This window comes from Pseudomonas sp. Tav-5-1A, assembly GCF_055755055.1.
In genome coordinates, this window is record NZ_CM146901.1 from 5,715,800 (window position 1) to 5,739,564 (window position 23,765).

At 61.9% G+C, this 23,765-nt stretch carries 26 protein-coding genes and 2 tRNA genes; 16 read left to right on the forward strand and 12 right to left on the reverse strand.

Annotated elements, in window-relative coordinates; genetic code table 11:
• Positions 1-140: 140 nt before the first annotated feature.
• Positions 141-1,358 (reverse strand): MFS transporter, encoded by a 1,218-nt coding sequence (locus AC0J42_RS26320; protein WP_416426909.1) that lies wholly within the window; start codon positions 1,356-1,358, stop codon positions 141-143.
• Positions 1,359-1,610: 252 nt separating this feature from the next.
• On the opposite strand from AC0J42_RS26320, the gene AC0J42_RS26325 reads away from it, so the two are divergent.
• From AC0J42_RS26325 to AC0J42_RS26340, 4 genes are all read left to right on the forward strand, one after another.
• Positions 1,611-1,687, forward strand: a tRNA-Met gene (locus AC0J42_RS26325).
• Between the two features lie 229 nt (positions 1,688-1,916).
• A complete protein-coding gene (locus AC0J42_RS26330) occupies positions 1,917-2,159 on the forward strand; it encodes a DUF433 domain-containing protein (RefSeq protein WP_416426910.1) in 243 nt (80 codons plus the stop codon).
• Complete coding sequence (locus AC0J42_RS26335) at positions 2,156-2,563, forward strand: PIN-like domain-containing protein (RefSeq protein ID WP_473004477.1); 408 nt, start codon at positions 2,156-2,158, stop codon at positions 2,561-2,563. Before AC0J42_RS26330 ends, AC0J42_RS26335 begins: the two co-directional genes overlap by 4 nt.
• Positions 2,564-2,850: 287 nt before the next feature.
• Complete coding sequence (locus AC0J42_RS26340; protein WP_473004478.1) at positions 2,851-4,542, forward strand: acid phosphatase; 1,692 nt, start codon at positions 2,851-2,853, stop codon at positions 4,540-4,542.
• 65 nt (positions 4,543-4,607) lie between these two features.
• Here the strand turns inward: AC0J42_RS26340 and AC0J42_RS26345 are convergent, their stop codons facing one another.
• Positions 4,608-5,294 (reverse strand): TerC family protein, encoded by a 687-nt coding sequence (locus tag AC0J42_RS26345; RefSeq protein ID WP_473004480.1) that lies wholly within the window; start codon positions 5,292-5,294, stop codon positions 4,608-4,610.
• A 93-nt stretch (positions 5,295-5,387) separates the two neighbouring features.
• Here AC0J42_RS26345 and AC0J42_RS26350 point away from each other — a divergent pair, with 93 nt between their 5' ends.
• A complete protein-coding gene (locus AC0J42_RS26350) occupies positions 5,388-6,329 on the forward strand; it encodes a 2-hydroxyacid dehydrogenase (RefSeq protein WP_473004481.1) in 942 nt (313 codons plus the stop codon).
• A 3-nt stretch (positions 6,330-6,332) separates the two neighbouring features.
• On the opposite strand, the gene AC0J42_RS26355 is transcribed toward AC0J42_RS26350, so the two are convergent.
• Positions 6,333-6,731: a tautomerase family protein gene (locus tag AC0J42_RS26355; RefSeq protein WP_473004482.1), complete on the reverse strand. Its 399-nt coding sequence runs from the start codon at positions 6,729-6,731 to the stop codon at positions 6,333-6,335.
• A 105-nt stretch (positions 6,732-6,836) separates the two neighbouring features.
• Here AC0J42_RS26355 and AC0J42_RS26360 point away from each other — a divergent pair, with 105 nt between their 5' ends.
• Entirely contained in the window at positions 6,837-7,694 is an 858-nt protein-coding gene (locus tag AC0J42_RS26360; RefSeq protein ID WP_473004483.1) for a LysR family transcriptional regulator, read from the forward strand.
• On the opposite strand, the gene AC0J42_RS26365 is transcribed toward AC0J42_RS26360, so the two are convergent.
• On the reverse strand, positions 7,686-8,273 hold the full coding sequence (locus AC0J42_RS26365; protein WP_473004484.1) for a D-Ala-D-Ala carboxypeptidase family metallohydrolase: 588 nt from the start codon (positions 8,271-8,273) through the stop codon (positions 7,686-7,688). The genes AC0J42_RS26360 and AC0J42_RS26365 overlap by 9 nt on opposite strands.
• A 119-nt stretch (positions 8,274-8,392) precedes the next feature.
• On the opposite strand from AC0J42_RS26365, the gene AC0J42_RS26370 reads away from it, so the two are divergent.
• The gene (locus AC0J42_RS26370; protein WP_473004485.1) at positions 8,393-9,553 is read left to right on the forward strand and encodes a hypothetical protein; all 1,161 of its coding nucleotides are present in this window, start codon (positions 8,393-8,395) and stop codon (positions 9,551-9,553) included.
• A gap of 99 nt (positions 9,554-9,652) precedes the next feature.
• Here AC0J42_RS26370 and can read toward each other — a convergent pair whose 3' ends face one another.
• Complete coding sequence (gene can, locus AC0J42_RS26375; RefSeq protein ID WP_416426919.1) at positions 9,653-10,288, reverse strand: carbonate dehydratase; 636 nt, start codon at positions 10,286-10,288, stop codon at positions 9,653-9,655.
• Positions 10,289-10,436: 148 nt separating this feature from the next.
• Between can and AC0J42_RS26380 the strand changes: the two genes are divergently transcribed.
• The gene (locus tag AC0J42_RS26380) at positions 10,437-10,850 is read left to right on the forward strand and encodes a serine kinase/phosphatase (RefSeq protein ID WP_416426920.1); all 414 of its coding nucleotides are present in this window, start codon (positions 10,437-10,439) and stop codon (positions 10,848-10,850) included.
• A gap of 41 nt (positions 10,851-10,891) precedes the next feature.
• On the opposite strand, the gene ampE is transcribed toward AC0J42_RS26380, so the two are convergent.
• From ampE to AC0J42_RS26395, 3 genes are read right to left on the reverse strand one after another with little or no spacing between them, the layout of a single operon-like run.
• Positions 10,892-11,728 (reverse strand): regulatory signaling modulator protein AmpE, encoded by an 837-nt coding sequence (gene ampE, locus AC0J42_RS26385; RefSeq protein ID WP_473004486.1) that lies wholly within the window; start codon positions 11,726-11,728, stop codon positions 10,892-10,894.
• Positions 11,725-12,288 (reverse strand): 1,6-anhydro-N-acetylmuramyl-L-alanine amidase AmpD, encoded by a 564-nt coding sequence (gene ampD / locus AC0J42_RS26390; RefSeq protein ID WP_473004487.1) that lies wholly within the window; start codon positions 12,286-12,288, stop codon positions 11,725-11,727. The genes ampE and ampD overlap by 4 nt, the downstream gene beginning before the upstream one ends.
• A gap of 31 nt (positions 12,289-12,319) precedes the next feature.
• A complete protein-coding gene (locus AC0J42_RS26395; RefSeq protein ID WP_473004488.1) occupies positions 12,320-14,545 on the reverse strand; it encodes a DUF1631 domain-containing protein in 2,226 nt (741 codons plus the stop codon).
• A 371-nt stretch (positions 14,546-14,916) separates the two neighbouring features.
• Between AC0J42_RS26395 and nadC the strand changes: the two genes are divergently transcribed.
• Together nadC and AC0J42_RS26405 are read left to right on the forward strand one after the other, a co-directional pair.
• Positions 14,917-15,765 (forward strand): carboxylating nicotinate-nucleotide diphosphorylase, encoded by an 849-nt coding sequence (nadC, locus tag AC0J42_RS26400; protein ID WP_473004490.1) that lies wholly within the window; start codon positions 14,917-14,919, stop codon positions 15,763-15,765.
• A gap of 43 nt (positions 15,766-15,808) precedes the next feature.
• A complete protein-coding gene (locus tag AC0J42_RS26405) occupies positions 15,809-16,072 on the forward strand; it encodes a hypothetical protein (protein WP_416426925.1) in 264 nt (87 codons plus the stop codon).
• 94 nt (positions 16,073-16,166) lie between these two features.
• Here the strand turns inward: AC0J42_RS26405 and AC0J42_RS26410 are convergent, their stop codons facing one another.
• Positions 16,167-16,943: an EAL domain-containing protein gene (locus AC0J42_RS26410; protein ID WP_473004491.1), complete on the reverse strand. Its 777-nt coding sequence runs from the start codon at positions 16,941-16,943 to the stop codon at positions 16,167-16,169.
• 289 nt (positions 16,944-17,232) lie between these two features.
• Here AC0J42_RS26410 and AC0J42_RS26415 point away from each other — a divergent pair, with 289 nt between their 5' ends.
• A complete protein-coding gene (locus AC0J42_RS26415; RefSeq protein ID WP_473004492.1) occupies positions 17,233-17,622 on the forward strand; it encodes a hypothetical protein in 390 nt (129 codons plus the stop codon).
• Between the two features lie 31 nt (positions 17,623-17,653).
• Here the strand turns inward: AC0J42_RS26415 and AC0J42_RS26420 are convergent.
• The 3 genes from AC0J42_RS26420 to AC0J42_RS26430 form a co-directional block, all read right to left on the reverse strand.
• Positions 17,654-17,729 (reverse strand) — tRNA-Thr (locus AC0J42_RS26420).
• A gap of 162 nt (positions 17,730-17,891) precedes the next feature.
• On the reverse strand, positions 17,892-18,320 hold the full coding sequence (locus tag AC0J42_RS26425; protein WP_473004494.1) for a pilin: 429 nt from the start codon (positions 18,318-18,320) through the stop codon (positions 17,892-17,894).
• Between the two features lie 53 nt (positions 18,321-18,373).
• Complete coding sequence (locus AC0J42_RS26430) at positions 18,374-18,787, reverse strand: pilin (RefSeq protein ID WP_473004495.1); 414 nt, start codon at positions 18,785-18,787, stop codon at positions 18,374-18,376.
• A gap of 231 nt (positions 18,788-19,018) precedes the next feature.
• Here AC0J42_RS26430 and pilB point away from each other — a divergent pair, with 231 nt between their 5' ends.
• The 5 genes from pilB to yacG are packed head-to-tail and all read left to right on the forward strand — an operon-like array spanning position 19,019 to position 23,642.
• The gene (gene pilB / locus AC0J42_RS26435) at positions 19,019-20,719 is read left to right on the forward strand and encodes a type IV-A pilus assembly ATPase PilB (RefSeq protein WP_473004496.1); all 1,701 of its coding nucleotides are present in this window, start codon (positions 19,019-19,021) and stop codon (positions 20,717-20,719) included.
• Between the two features lie 3 nt (positions 20,720-20,722).
• Positions 20,723-21,946, forward strand: coding sequence for a type II secretion system F family protein (locus tag AC0J42_RS26440; RefSeq protein WP_473004497.1), 1,224 nt, complete (start codon positions 20,723-20,725; stop codon positions 21,944-21,946).
• Between the two features lie 3 nt (positions 21,947-21,949).
• Positions 21,950-22,819, forward strand: a complete 870-nt coding sequence (locus AC0J42_RS26445; protein WP_473004498.1) for a prepilin peptidase — start codon at positions 21,950-21,952, stop codon at positions 22,817-22,819.
• Positions 22,819-23,442 (forward strand): dephospho-CoA kinase, encoded by a 624-nt coding sequence (gene coaE, locus AC0J42_RS26450; protein WP_008371538.1) that lies wholly within the window; start codon positions 22,819-22,821, stop codon positions 23,440-23,442. The genes AC0J42_RS26445 and coaE overlap by 1 nt, the downstream gene beginning before the upstream one ends.
• Positions 23,439-23,642, forward strand: a complete 204-nt coding sequence (gene yacG / locus AC0J42_RS26455; protein WP_416426934.1) for a DNA gyrase inhibitor YacG — start codon at positions 23,439-23,441, stop codon at positions 23,640-23,642. Before coaE ends, yacG begins: the two co-directional genes overlap by 4 nt.
• Positions 23,643-23,765: the final 123 nt, after the last annotated feature.

The following is a 23,765-nucleotide window of genomic DNA, read 5'->3' on the forward strand; positions in this document are numbered from 1 at the left end:
CGCCATTTGCGACCCGACACGCTGCCGCCAGGCTGCGCTGACCCTCGTGCGCGCTGAAGATCTTCACCGTGGCACACGCCCTGCGCAGCCTGGGGGCAGCGGCTACGAAAAGGCCCGCATCGCGCGGGCCTTTTCGTGGGTCAGGCTTTGCGCGTATTAGGCAGCAATATCGTCAGGATGCCGAACAGCGGCAGGAACGAGCACAGGGTGTACACGTACTCGATGCCGTGAATGTCCGCCAGATGCCCCAGCAGCGCAGCGCCGATGCCGCCGAAGCCGAACATCAGGCCGAAGAACACCCCGGCGATCATGCCGACGTTGCCGGGCACCAGTTCCTGGGCGAACACCACAATGGCCGAAAACGCCGACGCCAGGATGAAACCAATGATCACGCTGAGCACCGTGGTCCAGAACAGGTCCACGTAAGGCAACGCCAGGGTGAACGGCGCAACGCCCAGGATGGAGAACCAGATCACCGCCTTGCGGCCGATCTTGTCGCCGATGGGGCCGCCGAAGAAGGTCCCCGCCGCTACCGCCCCGAGGAACAGGAACAGGTGCAACTGCGAGCTGGCCACCGACAGCTGGAACTTCTCGATCAGGTAGAAGGTGAAGTAGCTGGTGAAGCTGGCCATGTAGAAGTACTTGGAGAACACCAGCAGGCCCAGCACCACCAGCGCGGCGGTGACGCGGCGCTTGGACAGGCCGTGGGTGGCCTGGCCGCCCTTCTTGGCCTTGAACAGGTTCAGGTGTTCCTTGTACCAGCGGCTCAGCACCCAGGTCACGCCCAGGGCGAACAGCGCGAAGACGCCGAACAGCGCCACGTTGCCCTGGCCGAACGGAATGATCAGCGCCGCCGCCAGCAGCGGCCCGAACGCGGAGCCGGCGTTGCCGCCCACCTGGAAGGTCGACTGCGCCAGGCCATAGCGGCCACCGGAGGCCAGCCGCGCGATGCGCGAGGTTTCCGGGTGGAAGGTCGACGAGCCAATGCCCACCAGCGCCGACGCCACCAGAATCATCGGGAAGCTGCCGACGAAGGCCAGCATCACGATACCCACCAGCGTACAGATAGTGCCCAGCGGCAGCAGGTTCGGCTTGGGGTTGCGGTCGGTATAGAAGCCCACCCACGGCTGCAGCAGCGAGGCGGTGATCTGGAAGGTCAGGGTAATCAGGCCCACCTGGGTGAAGCTCAAGCCGTAGTTGGCCTTGAGCATCGGGTAGATGGAGGGCAGTACCGACTGGATCAGGTCGTTGATCAGGTGCGCCAGCGCGCAGGCGCCGATGATGCGCATCACCAGGGGGCTGGTCTGCGCCGCAGCGGCCGCCGGGGCCGAGCTGGTTTGAACGTTGGTTATGGCCATCAGGCAAATCTTCCACACAACGGGTAGGAACGCTGCTCAGCGTGCCGCAAACGAGTGCACGTCCAGCGCATGGGGTCCTAATGTGCCATTTTTCGGGGCGGGATTGCTAACAATGAAACAATTTATGTCCAAACGGCCCGGGTTTTCCGGCCCGTTCGTCCGTGTGGACCCTAAGCTTTTGATCACACGTAAAAAATTTTCAAAAAGATGATTGACACATGTTCGTTCTGAGGGAATAATGCGCGCCATCTTGGCTACATAGCTCAGTTGGTTAGAGCATAGCATTCATAATGCTGGGGTCCGGGGTTCAAGTCCCTGTGTAGCCACCAAGTACGAAAAAGAGCTTACCGAAAGGTAGGCTCTTTTTTTTTTGGCTTGGGAAAAGTCCTACGCAATTTTGGGGTTACGCTGATATAGGGTCTTTGCTGGCAGACGTATGCTGGCGGTTGTCATATTTCAGTAGGAGCTAGTGCCGCGGGCGTATGCCGTTGGCACCTTAAACCCATGGATAACCTTGCCACCTCCGATTCACGTTGCCCACATACCCGGGAGGGCTTCATGAATAACGCTCACCCCACACCCCAATGCCGTTATCCGTTTCGACGGAGCAGGGTCATAGTCATCGACCCTGATCGGAATTTCGGCGGAGCCATATTGTCAGCTAGCGGTATCGATACGGCCCTGCTGTATCAAGCCTATCTGGCGGAAGGTGAAGATCGCGAGCGCGTTGCCGCGCTGTACGAGATTCCAGCGAGCGATGTCGCAGCCGCAGTCGCCTTTGAAACCGGGAGCGCGGCTTGAAGTTTCTGCTCGACCACAACCTGCCTCCGGCGTTGGCCAGAGCGCTGAATGAATTATCCAAAGCAGATGGCCACAACGTTTACCCCTTGAGGGACCGCTTTGCGCCCGAGACCAGTGACCAATGCTGGATCCGCGTACTAAAGGCTGAAGGTGACTGGATTGTCATTTCACAGGACAGGTTTATCAAGGGAGACACCGAGCGCCAGGCGTTCAGGACGTCTGGCATTCCTGTATTCTGCCTGGCTAGGCAATGGGCCGCGGAAACCTACTGGAGCAAAGCCCACAACCTCATCCGCTGGTGGCCTGCGATTGTCCAGCAGTCATCGCTGATCAAAGGTGGCGCTGGGTTCAAGATCAGCTGGCGCTACTCGCCTCCCGGCAAGTTTGAGCAGCTGAAAATTTAACCAGCCTCGGCCTGCACCTGCCCGTAGCAGCGGCCGCCAGGGCGCGTCCCAACCCACCTTGGCATTGCCCGTGACGCGGCCTAACGGCCGCTGCTACAGGCTGGTGACACACCTTGTCTGACTGCGGCATTTCTGGATCTTTGGGAAAGGCCCTATTCTGCGGTTGGCCGCTTCGGATTGTTTCCCCCGAGGGAACCCGCTGAAACAAACCCGCCCCACAACCGTCACAAACCACTGCTACCCTCCCGGCCAGTATTTTTTTGTTACGCCTGACCAGGGATGCCGTGATGAGTGACAAGACTGACGATACCCAAGCCCCCTCCTCCCCCTTGCTGCCCGACACCAGCCGCCGCCGTTTCCTGGGTGGCGTGGCGGTGCTGGGCGTGGGCGCGGCGACGCTGAGCGCCTGTGGCAGCACCAACGACCAGCCGGGCAAGGCCGACGAGCATCCGCTGTCGCCCACCGAGCTGGACAAGGCGCTGGCCGACAACGTCAAGACGGTGGTGGTGATCTACGCCGAGAACCGCAGCTTCAACAACTTGTTCGCCAACTTCCCTGGCCTGGAACAACCGCTGGCGGCGCTCAAGCCCGAGGAGCACCAGCAGCGCGACCGTGACGGCAGCCTGCTCAAGACCCTGCCACCGGCCTGGGGCGGCACCCTGCAGCTTGGCCCGCAAACCGTGGATGGCGTGACCTACGCCCCGGGCGTGCAGTACCAGGAAAACCTGCCCAACGCGCCGTTCGCGCTGAAAGGCCCGAACCAGGAAGACCTGCCGCTGAGTGTGGTGACCCGCGACCTGTGGCACGTGTTCTACCAGAACCAGATGCAGATCAACGGCGGCAAGAATGACCAGTTCGTGGCCTGGGCCGACTCCGGTGGCCTGACCATGGGCTACTACGCGCAGACCCAGTATTCCCTGCGCCTGTGGGACGTGGCGCGCGAGTTCGTGCTGTGCGACAACTTCTTCCAGGGCGCCTTCGGCGGCTCGTTCCTCAACCACCAGTACCTGATCAGCGCCACCGCGCCGTTCTACCCCAACGCCACCAGCTCGGTGGCCAAGGAACAGATCGCCACGCTGCAGAGCGATGACCCGCTGGACACGCGCCTCAAGCCCCTGGACAAGTCCCCGGCCAGCGCCATGACCGGCGCCCCGGCGTTCGGGCCCAGCGCGCTGACCCCGGACGGCTTCGCCGTGAACACCATGGCGCCACCCTACTGGCCAACCTGGATCCGCGACCCGGAACGCCCAGACTACTCCAAGCCGGACCTGGCCAGCGTGCTGGTGCCCCAGAGCCACGAACACATCGGCGACAAACTGAGCAAGAAGAACGTCGACTGGGCCTGGTACGCGGGCGCCTGGCAGGCCACCCTGGACCAGTACAAGGACTCGGGCGGCATCCCCAAGATCCCCAACTTCCAGTACCACCACCAGCCGTTCAACTACTTCAAGCAGCAAGGCCCGGAGAACCCGGCCGAGCGCCAGAAGCGCCTGCGCGACGGTGGCCTGGGCGACGAGCCCGGCAGCAACAAGTTCCTCGCCGACGCGGCCGCCGGCAAGCTGCCCGCCGTGACCTTCTACAAGCCCCAGGGCAACCTCAACATGCACGCCGGCTACGCTGACGTGGCCGCCGGCGACCGGCATATCGCCACCGCCCTGAAGGTGCTGCGCAACAGCCCGCAATGGAAAAACATGGTGGTGGTGGTCACTGTCGATGAGAACGGCGGCTGGTGGGACCACGTGGCGCCACCCAAGGGCGACCGCTGGGGCCCGGGCACGCGCATTCCGGCGCTGGTGGTGTCGCCGTTCGCACGCAAGGGCACGGTGGACCACACGGTGTATGACACCGCGTCGATCCTGCGGCTGATCACCCGGGTGTTCAAGCTGGAGACGCTGGACGGCCTCAAGCAGCGCGACGACGCCATGGTGGCACGCGGGCAGAAGCCCATGGGCGACCTGACCAATGCCCTGAAATTCTGAGGCCGACACCGTTCCGTAGCAGTGGCCGCCAGGCCGCGTCATGGCGGCCACGGTGCGCGGCGGCGTCATAGCCGCCGCGCCACCAGCCGCCGGTTCCACGCCTGCCCTACCACCAGCACCAACCCTACACCCACCACGCTGGCGGCATAATGCTGCACCGCCACGCTACCCGGCAGGTACCCCGCCAGCGCCGGATCCGCCACCGCCATGCCGCCGGCAATCCAGCCAATCAACGCCCCGCCCAGCTGAATCACCACCGGGAAACGCTCCATGGCCGCCAGCACCAGGCGGCTGCCCAGCACGATCACCGGGATGCTGATCAACACCCCGAAGCTGACCAGGTAGATATTCCCAGCGCCCGCGGCGGCCACCGCCAGCACGTTGTCCAGCGACATCACCGCGTCGGCGATGATGATGGTCTTGATGGCATTGAACAGGTGCACATCGCCACGAATGTCGGCATGCCCGTCCTCTTCGCGAATCAGCAACTTCACGCCGATCCACAGCAACAGCAGCGCGCCCGCCAGTTTCAGGTAAGGCAGCGACAACAGTTGCATGGCAAAGAACAACAGCACCACGCGCAGCAGGATTGCCCCCGCCACACCGCCCAGGATGGCCTTGCGTCGTTGTTCGCGCGGCAGGTTGCGGCAGGCCAGGGCGATGACCACGGCGTTGTCGCCGCCCAGCAGCAAATCGATGGCGACAATCTGCAACAGCGCGGTCCAGACAGCGGGGTCGGTCAACCAGGACATGAAATAAACTCGCAGGGCCTTGAATAGTCATTGACCATTGTCGCCAGGAATCGGTCAATGGGCGCCTGACTTACTTTATTCCGGAGGGAACCCATGAGCGCAACGGTCCTGGTGCTGGTGGAAGCCGTCAACGACTACCTGCACATCCTTGAAGACAGCGGCTTCACGCTGATCCTGGCGCCCACCCGCGAGCTGCGCGCCGCCGCCATCCGCGACCACGGCCAGCGCATCACCGCCGTGCTCACCCGTGGCCCGCTGGGGTTCTTCGCCGATGAAATGGCGGCGCTGCCGCACCTGAAAATCATCTGCGTGATCGGCGCCGGCTACGAGCACGTGGACCTGGCCGCCGCCCATGCCGCCGGCATCACCGTGACCAACGGCGCCGGCGCCAACGCCTCGTCGGTGGCCGACCACGCCATGGCCCTGCTGCTGGCGCTGGTGCGCGATATTCCAGGGGCCGATGCCTCGGTGCGCCGCGGTGAATGGCGCAAGCTCAGCCGCCCCACCCTGGAAGGCGGCCGCCTGGGCATCCTGGGCCTGGGCGCGGTGGGCCTGGCGATTGCCAAGCGCGCCGCGCGCGGTTTCGACATGACCGTCACTTACCACAACCGCCGCCCACGCACCGACGTCGACTACCACTACTGCGCCAGCCCGGTGGAACTGGCGGCCTCCTGCGATTACCTGGTGATCGCCACCCCGGGCGGCCCGAGCAGCCAGCACGCCATCGACAAAACCGCGCTACTGGCCCTGGGGCCGCACGGTTTCATGGTGAATATTGCCCGCGCCAGCGTGATCGCCACCGCCGACCTGATCGAGGCCCTGCAGCAACGCACCATCGCCGGCGCGGCGCTGGACGTGTTCGACGACGAGCCCGCCGTCCCTGACGCGCTCAAGGCCCTGGACAACGTGGTGCTCACGCCACACGTCGCCGGCCTGTCGCCCCAGGCCTCCGAGGCCACGGTAAGCCTGGTGAACCAGAACCTGCTGGCCTTCTTCGCCGGCCAGCCGGTGCTGACGCCCATTCCCTACCCGTGAGGCTCAGGCCTGGGGGTGCTGGTAGCGGTACTCCTGGGTAATGCCGGCGTAGCTGTAGGCCGAGGCGCGGCAATCGATCACATGCACGTTGGAGTGCGAGTGCAGGTTGCCGATGCGCTCGGCCAGCAACGCGTAGGCCTCGCGCTGGAACCGCGCCTTCTGGTCCTTGGTGGTGGTTTCGTCAGTAATGGTCACCTGCAGGCGGAAGGCGTCCTTGCCCAATTCGGCCAGGCTGCGGTTGTGGATAAACCACTGGGCGCGGGGCAGGAAATCCACGGTCACTGTGGTGCTCTGCTGCTGTTTGTCGAGGATGACGCAGGTCAGCTCGGTCAGTTCCCGCGCCAGCACAGGCACCAGGGCGTCCTTGGGTTCACCGGAAATCAGTAAGGTCAGGCCAGGCATGATATTGCTCCTTGTGAGTGGATTGCGCCCTGATCATCGCCCTTGCTCCATCATCGGAAAAGCGGGATATTCAGAGCACATCCATCGGCAAAAGGCGTGATGACCGTGAGCCGCTTCGACCTCGATTTGCTCAACACCCTGACCGTGGTCGCCGAGGCCGGCACCCTGGCAGCGGCGGCCGAACGCCTGCATCGCTCGCAGTCCGCGGTCAGCGAGCAGCTGCAGAAACTGGAAAGCTTCTGCGGCCAGCAGCTGTTCACCCGCAGCAAGCGCGGCACCCGCCTCACGCCTGCGGGCGAGCGCCTGCTGGGCCACGCGCGGCAGTTGCTGGACCTCAACGACCAGGTGCTGCACGACATGCGCGGCACCGGCCTGAGCGGCGACCTGCGCCTGTTGATCACCGACTACTTCCGCCCCAACGCCATCGCCCCGCTGCTCAAGCGCCTGGCCGAACTCTACCCTGGCCTGCGCCTGCACGTGACCGTGCGCAAGAGCGCGCTGATCGAGGCCGAACCGGCAGATTTCGACATCGGCCTGTACATGCAGATCCTCCACGACCACGCCCAGCCACTGCTGGCGGGCGTGGAACCGGTGCGCGACGAACGCCTGCACTGGGTGATCGCCGAACACCTGGCCGCCGAACGCCCCGCGACCCTGCCACTGGTGGTGCTGCCCGCCACCTGCTCGCTGCAGGGCCTGGCACTGAACATTCTCGAACGCGCCCGGCGGCCCTACCTGGTGGCCCATTCAGCCTCGGGCGTGGCCGGCCTGCAATCAGCCTTGAGTGCCGGGCTGGGGGTGGCCTGCCTGAATGAGTCGTCGATACCGCCGGGCACGGTGCCGGTGCCGGCCAGCTGGCAATTGCCGGCGCTGCCAGCTGTGCAATTCCGCGCCAAGGTCAACGCGCACAGCGGTGCCTTCGCCCGCGACGTGCTGGGCGTGCTCAAGGCGCATTTAACCTGACGCTGGCTGCAGGCAATAGGACGTGCGCGCGCTGTAGTCACCACCCCAGGTGCGGTAGCCGGTGGTGTCCAGGTGCACGCGCCCGGATGGGTAACGGCTGAGGCCCAGCTGCCATTCGCCGCCGTGCTGCTTCCAGAAATCGCACAGGCGCTGCGGGTCGGCGCTGCCTTCGGGAAACGCCAGGTCCACGGCAAACGCCTGCACATGGGCGCTATGGGCGGCGCCGCCGGCGCAGGCGTTCAGGCGCTTGCCGCGGTACGCCGAGACCACCTCGAAACGGCCCAGCACACCTTCGCGCTTGAGCGTGGCCAGCAGCTGCAAGGTCGACTCCACCGCCGGCCAATGGCTGGCCGGCGGCACCGCGAACGGCTGCGCCTGGCACTGCTGCCAGTCACTGGCCGTGCGCAGCAGCTGGTACAGCGGCACCACGGTGTCGACCTTGCGCTGCACCAGGAAGCGCTCGAAGGCGGCGGTATCGTGATGGCGAAACCAGGCCACGAACAGGGCTTCGTCGCGTGGGTCGTCAGCGTGGGCCACGCCTGCCAGCAGGGCCAGGGTCACCATCAGCACGGTTTTCATGGGGTTGAAGTGTAGCCATCGGCAGCGGCTACAAGACCACACACTTTTTTTCTCGGAAAGCATTCCCCGGTAACGCACACTCGCGCACTATTCGGCCTCTCACTGACAAGGAGTTATGCATGCCAAAGGTTTCCGCGCTCGCCACCGCACTTGCCGCCCTGACCCTGGCCGGGGCCGCCCAGGCAGACATCCAGATCGACCTGGGCAGCACCCAGCGTGTGACCCAATTGTTTGCCTACCCCAATAACTGCAATGTCATCTGCTACAAGAACTGGACGCTGGAGCAGACCGTCGAGCACTACCTGGACCAGAGCCTGAAACGCGACGGCTACAGCCAGGCCACCGTGCGGGTGACCACCGACAACCAGCAGGTGTTCGCCACCCTCAAGGGCGTGCCCGACAACTACGACCAGCCGCTGGTGCAGCTGCTCAACGCCGGCGACCTGGCCTACAAGGGTGCCAGCCAGCTCAACGCCGACAATAAGTGGGCCTACAACTGGTACCTGTTCCTGCCCCTGGGCATGGCCCTGGAAAACCGCCGCAGCGTCGAGCTGCTGCACTTCCCGCCAGACTATTCGCTGACCCAGGCCCAGGACTACCTGCGCTCCAACACCACTGACCGCTGGGCCCAACTGCTCACCGACAACGGCGTGGCCGCCGAGCAGACCCCGGGCTACCAGACCATCATCGACATCGCCCCCATCGCCGCGCCCGCCACCGCCGGCAAGGACCTGGAAGGCGTGTACGGCTACTTCCAGGACTACCAGACCACCATGGTCAAGCAGGTCAGCCAGAACCTGGCCGGGCAGACCCTGCCCATGGTCGCGTTCGGCGCGCCGGTACGGGCCTGGATCAAGGCGCAATACGGCCAGAGCCTGAACGTGCTGGGCCTGGCCAGCATCAGCCCCAACCCTGGCCAGAACGTGCCGGTGCTGGGCGCCAACCACCCCAGCTACATCTGGAACGCGGCAGACCCGGCCAACTACGACAACAACGTGCAGGAAGCCGATGCCGTGGGCCTGAAGGTGATGGGCCAGGACCTCAGCGCCGCCTGCTGGCAGGCAGGCATGGGCGGCAACCCGAAGGCCGACGCCCAGGCGACCCTCAGCGCCTGCATGCAGAAATGGCAAGTGACGGACAAGGAGCAGACCTGCGAACTGTTCTACACCTCGGTGCGCCATGACACGGCCGAGCAGGCCAAGGCGAAATGCGCCACGGCGCCGGTGAGCAAGGTGCTGAAGAGCCTGAAGGCACCGCTGGTGGTGCCTGAAAGCATCTAACTCGTAGCAGCTGCCGAAGGCTGCGTCCAGGCCCGACGCGATAGGCGTGGGGCCTTTGACGCGGCCTGGCGGCCGCTGCTACGGGAGTCAGTCTGGCTCTTACAGCGGGCGCAAACGGTACTGCGGCGGCAGTTGCTCGAAGCCGCTGATGTTGGCGCCCAGGCTTTTCCACAGGCCATCCTTGATGCCGTAGATGCAACCATGCACCGACAGCGGCTGGCCGCGGTGCCAGGCGTTCTGGACGATACTGGTGTGCGCCACGTTGGCCACCTGCTGAATCACGTTCAGCTCGCACATACGGTCCACCCGCTCCTCCTCGGTGGGCAGCTCGGCCAGGGCCAGGCGGTTTTCGTAGTACAGGTCGCGAATCGAGCGCAGCCAGCCGTCGATCAGGCCGAACTGGCGGTCCTGCATCGACGCCCGCACGCCACCACAGCCGTAGTGGCCGGTAACCAGGATGTGCTTGACCTTGAGCACGTCAACCGCGTACTGGATCACCGACAGGCAGTTGAGGTCGGTGTGCAGTACCACGTTGGCGACGTTGCGGTGCACGAACAGGTCGCCCGGCAGCATGCCGACGATCTCGTTGGCGGGCACACGGGCGTCCGAGCAGCCAATCCAGAGAAACTCCGGGGTCTGCTGGCGCGCCAGCTTGGCAAAGAAGTCGGGATCCTTCTGCTTGATGCCTTCAGCCCAGCGGGCGTTGTTATCAATCAGTTCCTGTAGATCGTTCATGTTCTAGCCTCGAAATTGGTGCGCAACCTATGACTGGCGCCGGGCGCGCCGGGTCACGCGCAAGCCGCGATGGCCGGCTCGATACAGGGGGAATCTTCATGAAGGCCACGGGTCCACCCTATTAAGGCCCCAAACATGAGGAATTGCCATGACCGAGTCACACCGCCCGATGCACGCGCCACAACCGGCGCCCATCGACGACAACGAAGACCGCATGGGCTCCATGGAAGAGCTGCATCTGGACCAGGATGAGCCATCGGCAAAGATCGGCGACGAGATGACCAACCCGGAGCTGGAACAGCAACTGCCACCACGCCGCGCCCGCGAAGCCGGCATGACTGGGGCCTCGATGGACGACCATGAGCCCACTGACGACGACATGAGCCCCGAGACCTTGATAGAGGAAGACGGCGCCCGCGACGCCGACGAACCCGGCCGTGGCCGCGCGGCAGACTCATCGCTGAGCGTGGTGGACGAGGACGACATCGGCGGTGGCGATGGCCTCGACGAAGCGGAGTGGGCGCAACTGGACCCACTGGACGGCAAGCCGGAAAATCGCTGACGGCATGCGGCGCCGCCCTTGCGGGCAGCGCCGCGCCTACCTCAGAACAGCACCGTCCACAGGGCGATTACCGCGTACCACAGCACCGCCGAGCGCAGCAGCAGGTCCCACAGGTTGTCCAGGCTGGCGACCCCCGCTTCGCCTGCGGCCGAATCCGGCAGCTCGCCGGCGACACGGCCGACATCGGCAATCAGCTTTTTCGCGCCGATGTGCCAGTGCAGCACTTCATGCAGCATCACCTTGCCCACCGCGACGAAGTTGCCCACCAGGGCGAAGCTGGCGGCCAGCATCCGCACCGGCAGCCAGTCGAAGGCATGGCGAATGCTGCCTGCGCGCGCAACGACGCCCGGGTGCGTCGAATGGGCGACCGCCAGCGCCAGCAGGCGGTACACCAACGCCGCCACCGGGCCCAGCAGCACGTACCAGAAAATCACCGCGAAGAAGCTCTGGTAGGCCTGCCACAGGAACAGGTTCTGCACCTTGGCCAACAGGCTCGCCTCGTCGTCCCCGGTAACCCCCAGGTCACGCTCGGCCACGTGCACCGCGGCCTGCTCATCACCCCGGCGCCAGGCGTCACGGAACGGCCCCAGCGAAGCCTTCACGTCACCGCGCCCCAGGCTGTAGATCACCACCCACAGGTGGATGGGAAACGCGATCAGACCGTAAGCCACAGGCTTGAGCGCCAGCAGCACGACGCCCAGCACGATGGCTGGCAACAGCACCCACAGGGCCAGGATCAGCGCCGGCTCCTTGGCCAGTTTCGGTTTCGCCTCCAGCCGCGCCAGCTCCTTGAGCCAGGCGCCATCACGTTGCAGGCGGTGACGCAGGGCCGAAAACTTCTCGACCCACAGCACCAGCACCAAGACCAGAAAACTCATTGTTCGCCCTCGTTGGCCGCCAGGCTGGCGCGGTAACGCGCCCAGTCGAAATGCGGCCCTGGATCAGTCTTGCGCACCGGGGCAACGTCGCTGTGCCCGCAGATGCGCGTCGGGGTAATGCCCGGGTAATGCGTCAACAGCTGCCGGGTCAGCTGCGCCAGCGCCTGGTACTGGGCATCGGTGAAGGGCTCGAAGTCGGTGCCTTCCAGCTCGATGCCGAGGGAAAAATCGTTGCAGGCCTCGCGCCCCTCGAAACAGGACACGCCGGCATGCCACGCACGCTGCAAGCAGGAGACGAATTGCGTCACCTCACCGTCACGCTCGATCAGGAAGTGCGCGGACACCCGCAGCTCGGCGATGGTCTCGAAGAAAGGGTGGGCCGTGGTGTCCAGCTGGTTCTGGAAGAACTGCTGCACGCGGCCGGTCTTGAACTGCCCCGGCGGCAGGCTGATGTTGTGGATCACCAGCAGGGAAATCTCGCCATCCGGGCGCTCGTTGAAGTTCGGCGAAGGGCAGTGCTGGGCGCCCTGGCACCAGCCAGTGGCAGGATCGATGTGCATCCGTGGCTCCAGGAAGAGGGTTGCTGGCAGTCTACTTGCTTTTCAGCTGCCGCAGGTTGCTGACCACCGAGTCCAGGGCGCGGTCGAACAGCAGGGCGTCATCGAGGATGCGCACGCTGCCATTGCGGAATTCCAGGGCCAGGCCGTTGCGAGTCTTCTCCAGCACCTTCATGCCGGTGCGGTTGACGAACACGTACTTGTCGGTGGCCTCGATGATCGCGGTCAGCTTGCAGCGCAGGCGGTGGTCGTGGTCTTCCTGGATCTCCACCCAGCAGCCAGCCCGCAGCTTGGCCACCTGCAACAGGCCCGGGTCATCGGCAGGCAGGCGCACTTGAGGCTCGCTGGCCTCGGCATCGCCATGGCCGGCCAACACGATCTCCTCCACCACGGCCACCAGCGCCGGCGGCTCCTGCCCCGCCACCAACGGCGCCGGGTGCAGGGCGCCACGCTTGAGCGCCTGCACGTGCAGCAGCTCCAGCTGGCTGAAGAATTCGCTGGTGGCAAAGGGGTCGAACGCCGAGCTGGTCAGGCCATCGCGCAGCGCCTTGAGCAGGCCGGGCACCACCTCCAGCAGGCGCTGGTGGGCGTCGGGCTCGTCATGGGGCTCTACGCTCCAGATCAGCTCGTCCATGGTGTTCAGGCCGTCCTGCCATTGCGTGGAACCGTCGCCGTGCTTGAGGCACACCAGCAGCAGCACCTTGCTCCAGGCTTCCTCCAGCAGGCGTACCACGACCACCGGCAGTACCTTGCCCAGCAGCCGGCGGTTGAGCTCCTGTTGCACCCGGTGGCGTGCCAGCTCGGCCTTGGCGCGGCCTTCCTCGGCGTCGCGGGTGCGCTGCTCCAGCAATTCGCTGCGGCGGCGCTCGTCGGCGGTAAAGGCCAGGAAGTCGGCGAGCAGCTCGGAGAAAATCGCCGGGTCGTCGACAAAGTCGTTGAGCAGGCGCTGCACGATCTGCTCGATGCGCAGGTACAGGCTGTCGCGTTGATAGTCGTCGCGGTTGCCCCAGCCCATGGCAGCCGAGGCAATTTCGTTGAGCAGCCGCCGCGCCGGGTGGCTGCCGCGGCTGAAGAAGCTCTTGTCGAGCACCGCCACCTTGAGCATCGGAATCTGCAGGCGGCCGATCAGCGCCTTCAGCGAGTCTGGCAGGGTGCGATCATCGAGGATGAATTCGAACAGCATGGCGATCAGGTTGATGACGTCTTCGTCCACCACCCCGATCACCCGAAACTTGCCACTCTTGACGCTGACCCGGGTCAGCAGCTGTTCCAGCTGGTAGCGCAGGTCGTAGTCGTCCTGCGCCGCCTGGGACGACGGCACGTACTGCTGCAAGTGCGACAACAGGCGCATCAGGTCGTTGGTGGTGATGGGCTGGGCTTCGTGGCTGGCCTCAAGCTTGGGCGCCACACTGCCACGCAACTGGCGCAGCAGGTCCTGCAGGGCGCCGAACACCTCCTGCACGCTTTCATCCAGCTGCGCGGCACTTGGCGCGGCGGGGCCGGTGGCGTCATCGCGGCGCGGGTGCTCGCGGGCCGGGGGCCGGTCGGCGCTGCGGCGGGCCGGCGCGGCCTTGAGTTCGGGCAGCACGCCGGTGGCAATCAGCAGCTGGTTGGCCTCGGCGTACAGCTGGTCGCAATCGCTGAGCACGTACTTTTCGAACAGCTTGAGCACGATCAGCTTGACCTTGATCTCCACGCCCAGGTTGCGCCCCGCCTCCAGGAAATAGTCGCAGAGCATGGCCGGGCCCAGGGGGTTGCTGGCGTCTTCCAGGCGGCGCAGCACCAGGGAGTTCAGGCGCGCGGTCAACTGCCCCAGGGCAAAGCCGTCGCGGGCCAGCACCTTGCCCACCATGGCGTCCAGCGCCACGGTGCGCTCCAGGTCGTCGTTGGCCACCAACTCTAGCTTGTCGTAGTTGACCGGGGCAGCCACCACCGGCTCGGCGATTTCGTACTGGCCGATGGCGACGAAGGCTTCGTAGAGGCGTTCGAGGAAACCGCGCTCGATGCTCTTGCGCTTGAGGCGCAGGTCGCGCATGGCCTCGAAGAACGTATTCTGTTCGACATTGTTCTGGGCCCGGTCGGCCATCTCGAACAGCGTGTCGTCGGCGTTGTCGAACAGTGCCTGCAAGCCCTGGCGCAACTGCTGGGCGGCCTTGTCGCGCACTTGCAGGAGGACAACGGGCAGGCGTGCCAAGGGCGTCTGACTGGCTTGGTCAGCAGCGGCCTTGTTCAACGGCACGACTTTCCCATCGTTGTGCATCCCGTCCTCCTGAAAGAATGAGGTCCTGTTTGCGTGTCGCTCTAGTATGCAGGTTCCCGGCACCCGCCCACAGCTCTCTGCGCAACGCTTTTTGTAAGCGCCAGCACGCAGAACGAAAACAATATGGACCGACGTCAAAGTCATGACGCCAATAACAAGGCGCTCATTATCTGCAAATCCGGGCGGCAGCGCTAGAGCGCCTGAACGGGTTATTTGCAACCCGATGCGAAGTGGACAACAAAGATGGCAAAAAGCTCCCACGCACGGCTCTATTTCGTAGCCTGGCGCCACCGGGCCGCAAGCCGCTCGCAAGGCTTCGCGCCAGGGCATCACTGCCCTATAATCCGGCCACTTTGCCTGTGGAGCCTGCTATGCCGAATCTACGCCTCGCCGACCTGACTGCCGAGATCGAAGCCAACGTGCGCCGTGCGTTGCTCGAGGACATTGGCAGCGGGGACATCACCGCCCAGCTGATCCCGGCCGAGCGCCTGGCAAAAGCCACCATCATCACCCGCCAGGACTGCGTGGTGGCCGGCACCGCTTGGGTGGACGCGGTGTTCCGCCAGCTCGACCCGCGGGTGGCCGTGCACTGGCAGGTCAGCGACGGCCAGCGCGCCAGCGCCAACCAGGCCCTGTTCCACCTCGAAGGCCCGGCGCGCTCGCTGCTCAGCGGCGAGCGCACGGCGCTGAACTTCCTGCAGATGCTGTCCGCCGTGGCCACCCAGGCCCAGGCGTTGGCCGACAAGGTCGCCGGCACCCAGGTCAAGTTGCTGGACACCCGCAAGACCCTGCCCGGCCTGCGCCTGGCGCAGAAGTACGCGGTAACCTGCGGCGGCTGCCATAACCACCGCATTGGCCTGTACGACGCCTTCCTGATCAAGGAAAACCATATTGCCGCCAGCGGTGGCATTGCCCAGGCCATCAGCGCCGCGCACCGCATCGCCCCCGGCAAGCCGGTGGAGATCGAGGTCGAAAGCCTGGACGAACTCAAGGAAGCCCTGGACGCCGGCGCCGACATCATCATGCTCGACGAGCTAAGCCACGACGACATGCGCGAGGCCGTGCGGCTGAACGCCGGCAAGGCCAAGCTGGAAGCCAGCGGCGGCATCAATGAAAGCACCCTGTTGCCCATTGCCCAGACCGGTGTGGACTACATCTCCATCGGCACCATGACCAAGGACGTCAAGGCCATCGACCTGTCGATGCGCCTGAGTCTGTGACACCACCACCCACGAGATGAACGAAGGTATTGGAGTACTCGCAGTGACGAACACGCTCAACCCCGGGGCCGACAAGGTCTACATCATCCGCATCGACGGCACCCGCCTGGGGCCCTTCCAGACCCGGGTCGAACCCAACAAGGCGCTGATCTACGAAGTAACCCTCAACGCCGGCGCCGGCGACACCCTGGAACACCACAGGGACAACGGCCAGGTGGACAAATACCTGATCACCAACACCCACTTCCAGCCGCAGATGACCAGCGTGGCGGCGCACTACACCGTGCGTTGGCGCCAGGAAGGCTGACGCCCCCCGTAGCCGCTGCCGCAGGCTGCGCTGGCCCTGATATTCACTGGAGATTTCCAGCGAGGTTCAAGGTCTGCGCAGCCTGCGGCAGCGGCTACAGTGGCTTGAGCGGCAACGCGCCCACCTGCGGCCGCGCAAACAGATAGCCCTGCATCAACTCAATGCCCAGCGCCAGCAGCGCATCACGCTCGCCATCCGTCTCCACGCCCTCGGCCAGCAAGGTTATCCCCAGCCGCTGCGCCACCAGCACGATCCCCGCCACAATGGCCTCGCGCACGCCGTCGCTGTCGATATTGCGCGTCAGCGCCATGTCCAGCTTCAACACCTGCGGCTGGAACGTCGCCAGCAGGTTCAGCCCCGAATAACCTGAACCGAAATCATCGATGGCGGTGGTAAACCCCTGGCGCTCATACGCCTTGAAGATCGACTTCAAGTGCTCCGGGTCTTCCACCTTCTCGCCCTCGGTCACCTCGAACATCAGCCGCTCCAACGGAAACGCCGAGGCCCGGGCCGCCTCCAGCGTCGCGCGGATGCAGGTTTCGGCGCGGTACACCGCGTTGGGCAGGAAGTTGATACTCAACTTGCAGTCGGGGATAGCCACAAGCCCTAGCCTAGCGGCCGTCTCGATGGCCTTGACCCGGCAAGCCTGGTCGAAGCGGTAGCGATTGCCGTCATTGACCTGGCCCAGCACGCTGGCGGCCGACTCGCCATTGGGCCCGCGCACCAGCGCCTCGTAGGCGTACAGCAGGCCGCTGCGCACGTTGACAATGGGCTGGAAGGCCATGGTGAAGTCGAAATCCAGCGCCTCCAGGTTGCGGCATTGGGCGCAGCTGGCGGGCTCGAAGGGCGAAGGAAAAAAGGTACGGGTCATAAGGCCCCCTGAAAACGTGGCACGTGGGTAGTGTTGCAGCTGGAGCACTTGGCCATCATCGCATTTGACTAACGTCCGGCGCGCAATTTTCTTCAATCAACTCGATAGCAATGCCAATGCATTGCCGAACCGCGCGCGCCCTGATTAGTTCCGAAAACATGCAGAACCGTTGCGCATCACCACCCCGCGCCCTATCGCCAATCAACATAGCCCCGCCCCTTCCCCTGACTACGCTGGAATATGCAAATCTCCCCTCAGTGGGCCCTCCAGCCAATACAGGTACTTCACCATGAAAGGGATCTGCTTGACCGCCCTGGTCATTCTGCTCGCCGGCTGCGCCATGCACGACGAACGCACCAACGACCCCCGCGACCCTTCGGCCAACGCCATGGACCTCAAGGGCGACGCCATCAGCAGCGCACTGGTAGGCCGCCCGCACCGCGGCATCAACCGTGACGGCCAACCCTACAGCGAGACCTTCCAACCCGACGGCACCGCGGTGCTCAGCATGGGCGGCACCGGGCCGCAGAAAGGCAGCTGGCAAGTGACCGAAAGCACCCTGTGCGTGAACTACGCGGCGTATGGCAACAAGTGCAACAACGTGAAGGCGGATGACCAGTGGATCTGGTTGATCGATACCACGAACATGACCACGAACAATCGCATATCGCGGCATTGAGGGAGGAAGGTGCTGGTGGCGCGGGGGGAGATGGTGCCGGGGATAGGAATCGAACCTACGACCTTCGCGTTACGAGTGCGCTGCTCTACCGACTGAGCTACACCGGCGGTTAAGTCAAAATAGTAACAGGTAAAAAACAGCGATACAACTTAGTCAATCAAACGCAAACCCAATTCAATTCAATTCAATTCAATTCAATTCAATTCAATTCAATTCAATTCAATTCAATTCAATTCAATTCAATTCAATTCAATTCAATTCAATTCAATTCAATTCAAGACTATGCATCCGGCGGGAGCGAAATCCACGGAAATATTTGAATTCATTGAGCAACTCCAGGTGCCGTCGGATGATCGGGTAATACTAATTACGCCCCCAGATACCAAGTAGACCGGATTAATCAACGTACAAGAAAGAGTTTCTGCGCCATTTTGCGAGACTAGCGCCAGAGAACACCTATTGGTCGACACATAACTGGCCACATCGCTCAATGCAGGGGATGCCACTCCAGAAGAAAGTGCATCTTCAACTCCCACTTTCAACGATGTCAACTCAGCAACTGCTGCAGCCACAGTAGATTTCGCAGTGTACCGAAGATAGTTTGGAATCAACAAGGCGCCGAGAACCCCTATAATGGCAACTGCGACTATAAGTTCCAAAAGCGTAAATCCATTTTGAGCCATCTTTGACGAACTCATAAATCTCCAATACTTGAGAAGAGGGGGCGACGCCGCCCCCCCTAAGCTAAGCATTAACCACCGCAGCTTTTAGGCAGCAGAGTAGTATCGGTCACGGTCGAAGAGCAAGCCCACACACCAGTATCCTGAGTACGGGTCCATACCACGTTTTTACCTTGAACGATGGAAGGAGCGTTGGTGATAGTACAAGTGATAGTAACGTTCGCTGTAGCAGAACCGGCAATTGCAATGGCAGAGCAGTTCGCACTGGATGCAGCGCCACCGGCCAGCGCCAGAGTCGGGGCGACGTTGGAGTTGACGGCGTCATCCACGCCTACCTTCATTGCCGACGTTTCTGCAATGGCAGCAGCAACCTTCGATTTTGCCTGATAGCGGGTATATTGGGGTATGGCGATAGCGGCAAGGATACCGATGATCGCTACCACGACCATCAGTTCTATCAAGGTGAAGCCTTTCTGATTTTTCATATTGAAAAATTCTCCGTTTGTATGCAGATATCAGGACAGCTACCACAGGACGACGCAAGCTACGTGCCAGAGTAGATCCTCGGCCCAGTCCGGTTTACAAGGCACGATTTGGAACCGGGAGGCTGACGCCAAGAGCAAGAAACTGACAATTTTTGTCACGCTGCACTGATCGATTTGGCTACCAGGCTCGACTAAGCTATAAACGACCGATTAGATGTGACCGGTGCTCAAATGAACGATATTGCCTTGACAGGCTTGGCCAAGCATTTGGTCCAAGCAGAACTGCTTACCGACAAAAGCGCCTTGCTAGCGCTTCAGCAAGCTCAGAGGAATCGGATCTCGTTTGTTCACTTCTTGGTACAAAGCAAGCTTGTCAAAAGTCGCGAGATTGCGGAAATTGCGTCAGAACAGTTCGGCGTCTCATTTCTCGACTTGTCGATGCTGGACAAGGAGAGCCAACCCAAAGGACTCGTTAGCGAAAAGCTTGTCCGCCAGCACCATGCCCTACCCTTGTGGCGGCGCGGAAACAAATTATTTGTCGGAGTTTCGGATCCCACGAATCACCAGGCAATAACAGACATACAATTCAGCACCGGCCTCACGACGGAAGCAATCCTCGTGGAGGACGATAAGCTGGGCGACGCTATTGAGAAATTTTTTGACAGTGCTAGTACTGGGCTAGAGGAAATGGCCGATGTCGATCTTGATGGCCTTGATGTTCAAGCGATCGACCATGATAGAGATGAGCCCATTGCGGGACAAGATGCGGATGACGCTCCAGTGGTACGTTTCGTTAACAAAATGCTACTGGATGCCATTCGCGGCGGCTCTTCAGACTTACACTTTGAGCCGTATGAAAGAACTTACCGCGTGCGTTTGCGCACTGATGGGATTTTACGAGAAGTCGCTAAGCCGCCTATCAACCTGGCAGGTCGAATTGCTGCCCGCTTGAAGGTCATGGCAAGCCTTGATATTTCTGAACGCCGGAAACCCCAAGACGGCCGGATCAAGATGCGTATATCGAAAAACAAAGCCATCGATTTTCGGGTCAACACGCTTCCAACGCTTTGGGGTGAAAAAATCGTCATGCGCATCCTCGACCCATCTAGCGCCCAAATGGGCATTGACGCTTTGGGTTACGAGCCGGGACAGAAGGAGCTTTACCTTCAAGCGCTGCGTCAACCCCAAGGAATGATTTTGGTAACGGGTCCGACGGGGTCAGGCAAAACGGTATCGCTGTATACCGGCCTGAACATACTTAATACTGTGGATATAAACATTTCCACGGCAGAGGACCCGGTGGAAATTAACATGGAAGGGATTAATCAGGTCAATGTGAATCCCAAGCAGGGTCTCGACTTCGCGCAAGCATTGCGCTCATTCCTACGGCAAGATCCGGACGTGATCATGGTCGGCGAAATTCGCGATCTGGAAACTGCTGAGATCGCTATCAAGGCCGCGCAAACTGGTCACCTCGTGCTATCAACCCTTCATACCAACAGTGCAGCCGAGACCTTGACACGCCTGCAAAACATGGGAGTCGCCGGGTTCAACATTGCGACCTCCGTGAGCCTGATTATCGCTCAGCGGTTGGCGCGTAAACTTTGCCCACATTGTAAAAAGATCGCGGACATCCCACCAGAAACTCAAGCAGAAGAAGGCTTTCCAGCAAATCTCATCGGCACATTCAAAATTTACGAACCCGTTGGATGTGATCTTTGCAATGGCGGCTATAAGGGCCGCCAAGGCATCTATGAGGTAGCCCGAAACACCCAGGAACTCCAAAGACTTATTATGGAGCAAGGCAACTCCATAGAAATCGCGGAACAAATGCGCAAAGACGGTTTTAATGACCTACGGACATCCGGGCTTATGAAGGTGATGCAAGGGGTTACAAGCCTAGAAGAAGTTAACCGAGTCACCAAGGATTAACAAATGGCGCCAAAACCAGGCACACCGAAAATTAGCACCTATACATGGGAAGGCACTGACCGCAAAGGTGCTAAAATGACCGGCGAGCTTGCCGGCCCGAGTGTACCATTAGTAAAAGCACAACTGCGAAAACAGGGAATAAATCCTGGAAAAATCAAGAAGAAATCCGAATCGATTTTTAAGCGCGGAAAAAAAATCAAGCCGATGGACATCGCGCTCTTTACGAGACAAATGGCAACAATGATGCGTGCAGGCGTACCGCTGCTTCAATCTTTTGATATCATCGGCGAAGGTTTTGACAACCCTAATATGCGTTCCTTGGTCGACGGCTTAAAACAAGAAGTTGCCGCAGGAAATAGCTTCGCCACCGGACTCAGAAAACGACCGGAAATTTTTGATGAACTCTATTGCAATCTTGTAGACGCCGGGGAGCAAGCTGGGGCATTAGAAACCTTGTTGGACCGAGTCGCAACATACAAAGAGAAAACTGAAGCCCTTAAAGCAAAAATCCGGAAAGCAATGACTTATCCTGCCGCAGTAATAGTGGTAGCCTTCATTGTGTCGTCCATCCTATTGATCAAAGTAGTTCCGCAATTCCAAATTGTCTTCCAAGGCTTTGGGGCAGAGCTGCCAGCATTTACGATGATGGTCATAGGCCTCTCGGAGATCATGCAGTCTTATTGGTGGATAGTCTTAGCAATCTTGATTGGCATAGTCTTTTTCTTTAAACAAGCGATGAAGAAAAGTCAAAAATTTCGCGACACAGTAGATAGACTTCTATTAAAACTCCCCATCGTAGGCGGCATCCTTTACAAGTCTTCTGTAGCGCGTTATGCACGAACACTTTCTACTACATTTGCTGCAGGCGTACCTTTGGTTGAAGCTTTGGATTCAGTATCCGGAGCAACAGGCAATATTGTTTTTAAAAATGCGGTAGGTAAAATTAAGCAGGACGTCTCAACAGGTATGCAATTAAACTTTTCCATGCGTTCTACTAGTGTTTTCCCGACAATGGCGATCCAAATGACTGCGATCGGCGAAGAGTCTGGTGCACTGGATGAAATGCTCGCGAAAGTGGCAACCTACTATGAAGACGAGGTAGATAACATGGTAGACAGCCTTACTAGCCTTATGGAACCACTGATCATGGCGTTTCTCGGCGTAATCGTCGGCGGCCTCGTCATCGCCATGTACCTCCCCATCTTCCAACTCGGCTCAGTCGTCTAACCCATGCCCCTATCCGACTACCTGGCCACCACCCCCGTGGCCTTCACCCTCTGCGCCCTGATCCTGGGCCTCGTAGTGGGTAGCTTCCTCAACGTCATCATCCACCGCCTGCCGAAAATGATGGAGCGCGACTGGAAAGCCCAGGCCCGCGATATCCTCGGCCTGCCCGCCGAGCCAGAGGGCCCGCGCTACAACCTGATGCTGCCCGCCTCGGCCTGCCCGCACTGCCAGCACAAGATCCGCGCTTGGGAAAACATCCCCGTGGTCAGCTGGCTGGCGCTGAAGGGCCAATGCAGCCAGTGCAAAGCCCCCATCAGCAAACGCTACCCGCTGGTGGAGCTGGCCAGCGGCCTGTTGAGCGCGTTCGTGGCCTGGCATTTCGGCTTCGGCTGGGCCGCCGGGGCGATGATGCTGCTGACCTGGGGCCTGCTGGCCATGAGCATGATCGACGCCGATCATCAGTTGCTGCCCGATGCGCTGGTGTTGCCGCTGCTGTGGCTGGGGCTGATCCTCAATGCCTACGGCATTTTCACCAGCCTGAGCGACGCACTGTGGGGCGCGGTGGCCGGCTACCTGGCGCTGTGGTTGGTGTTCTGGCTGTTCAAGCTGGTGACCGGCAAGGAAGGCATGGGCCATGGCGACTTCAAGCTGCTGGCGATGCTCGGCGCCTGGGGTGGCTGGCAGGTGCTGCCGCTGACCATCCTGCTGTCGTCGCTGGTGGGCGCCATTCTCGGGGTGATCCTGCTGCGCCTGCGCAATGCTGCGCACAGCACGCCGATCCCTTTCGGGCCGTATCTGGCCATTGCGGGCTGGATCGCATTGCTGTGGGGTGGTCAAATAACCGCTTCCTACATGCAGTTTGCTGGTTTCTGATGACTACAGCTTCTTCGACGCCCTGGATCCTGGGCCTTACCGGCGGTATCGGCAGCGGCAAGAGTGCCGCCGCCGAGCGCTTCGCCGAGCTGGGCGTGCACGTGGTGGACGCCGACCAGGCGTCGCGCTGGGTGGTCGAGCCGGGGCGCCCGGCCCTGGCCGAGATTGCCCGGCACTTCGGGCCCGGGGTGTTGCAGGCCGATGGCACGCTGGACCGCGCGGCGCTGCGCCGGCTGATTTTCGAGGACGCCGAGCAGCGGCGCTGGCTGGAAGGCCTGTTGCACCCGCTGATTGCCACCGAGATTGCCCAGGCGCTGGCCAGGGGCACTTCGCCCTATGCGGTGTTCGTCTCGCCGCTGATGGTGGAGTCAGGGCAGTACCGGCTGGCCCAGCGCCTGCTGGTGATCGATGTGCCCCAGGCGCTGCAGATCGAGCGTACCCTGCGCCGCGACAACACCAGCCTTGAGCAGGTGCAGGCCATCCTCAAGGCCCAGGCCACCCGCGAGGAACGCCTGCGCCACGCCGATGATGTGCTGGTCAATGACCGCGACCTGGGTGCCTTGCGCGCCGAAGTCGAGCGGCTGCATGATTTTTACCTGACGTTGACTGGAGGCCAATCATGAGCCAACCCCTGACCGTACAATGCCCCACTTGCGGGGCGCCGGTGGAATGGACCGCGGCCACCCCAACCCGACCGTTCTGCTCCGACCGTTGCAAGCTGATCGACCTGGGCGCCTGGGCCGCCGAGGAACACAAGATCCCGGTGGCGCCGGACGCCGAGGATGAGCTGTTCTCGGGCGACCTGCCCCACAGCGAGCACTGATATACCCCTGTAGCCGCTGCCGTAGGCTGCGCTGGCCTCGTGCCCCACTGGAGATTTTCAGGGTTCACACCGGCCAGCGCAGCCTGGCGGCAGCGGCTACAGAGCTCCGCGCGCCATCCGGGG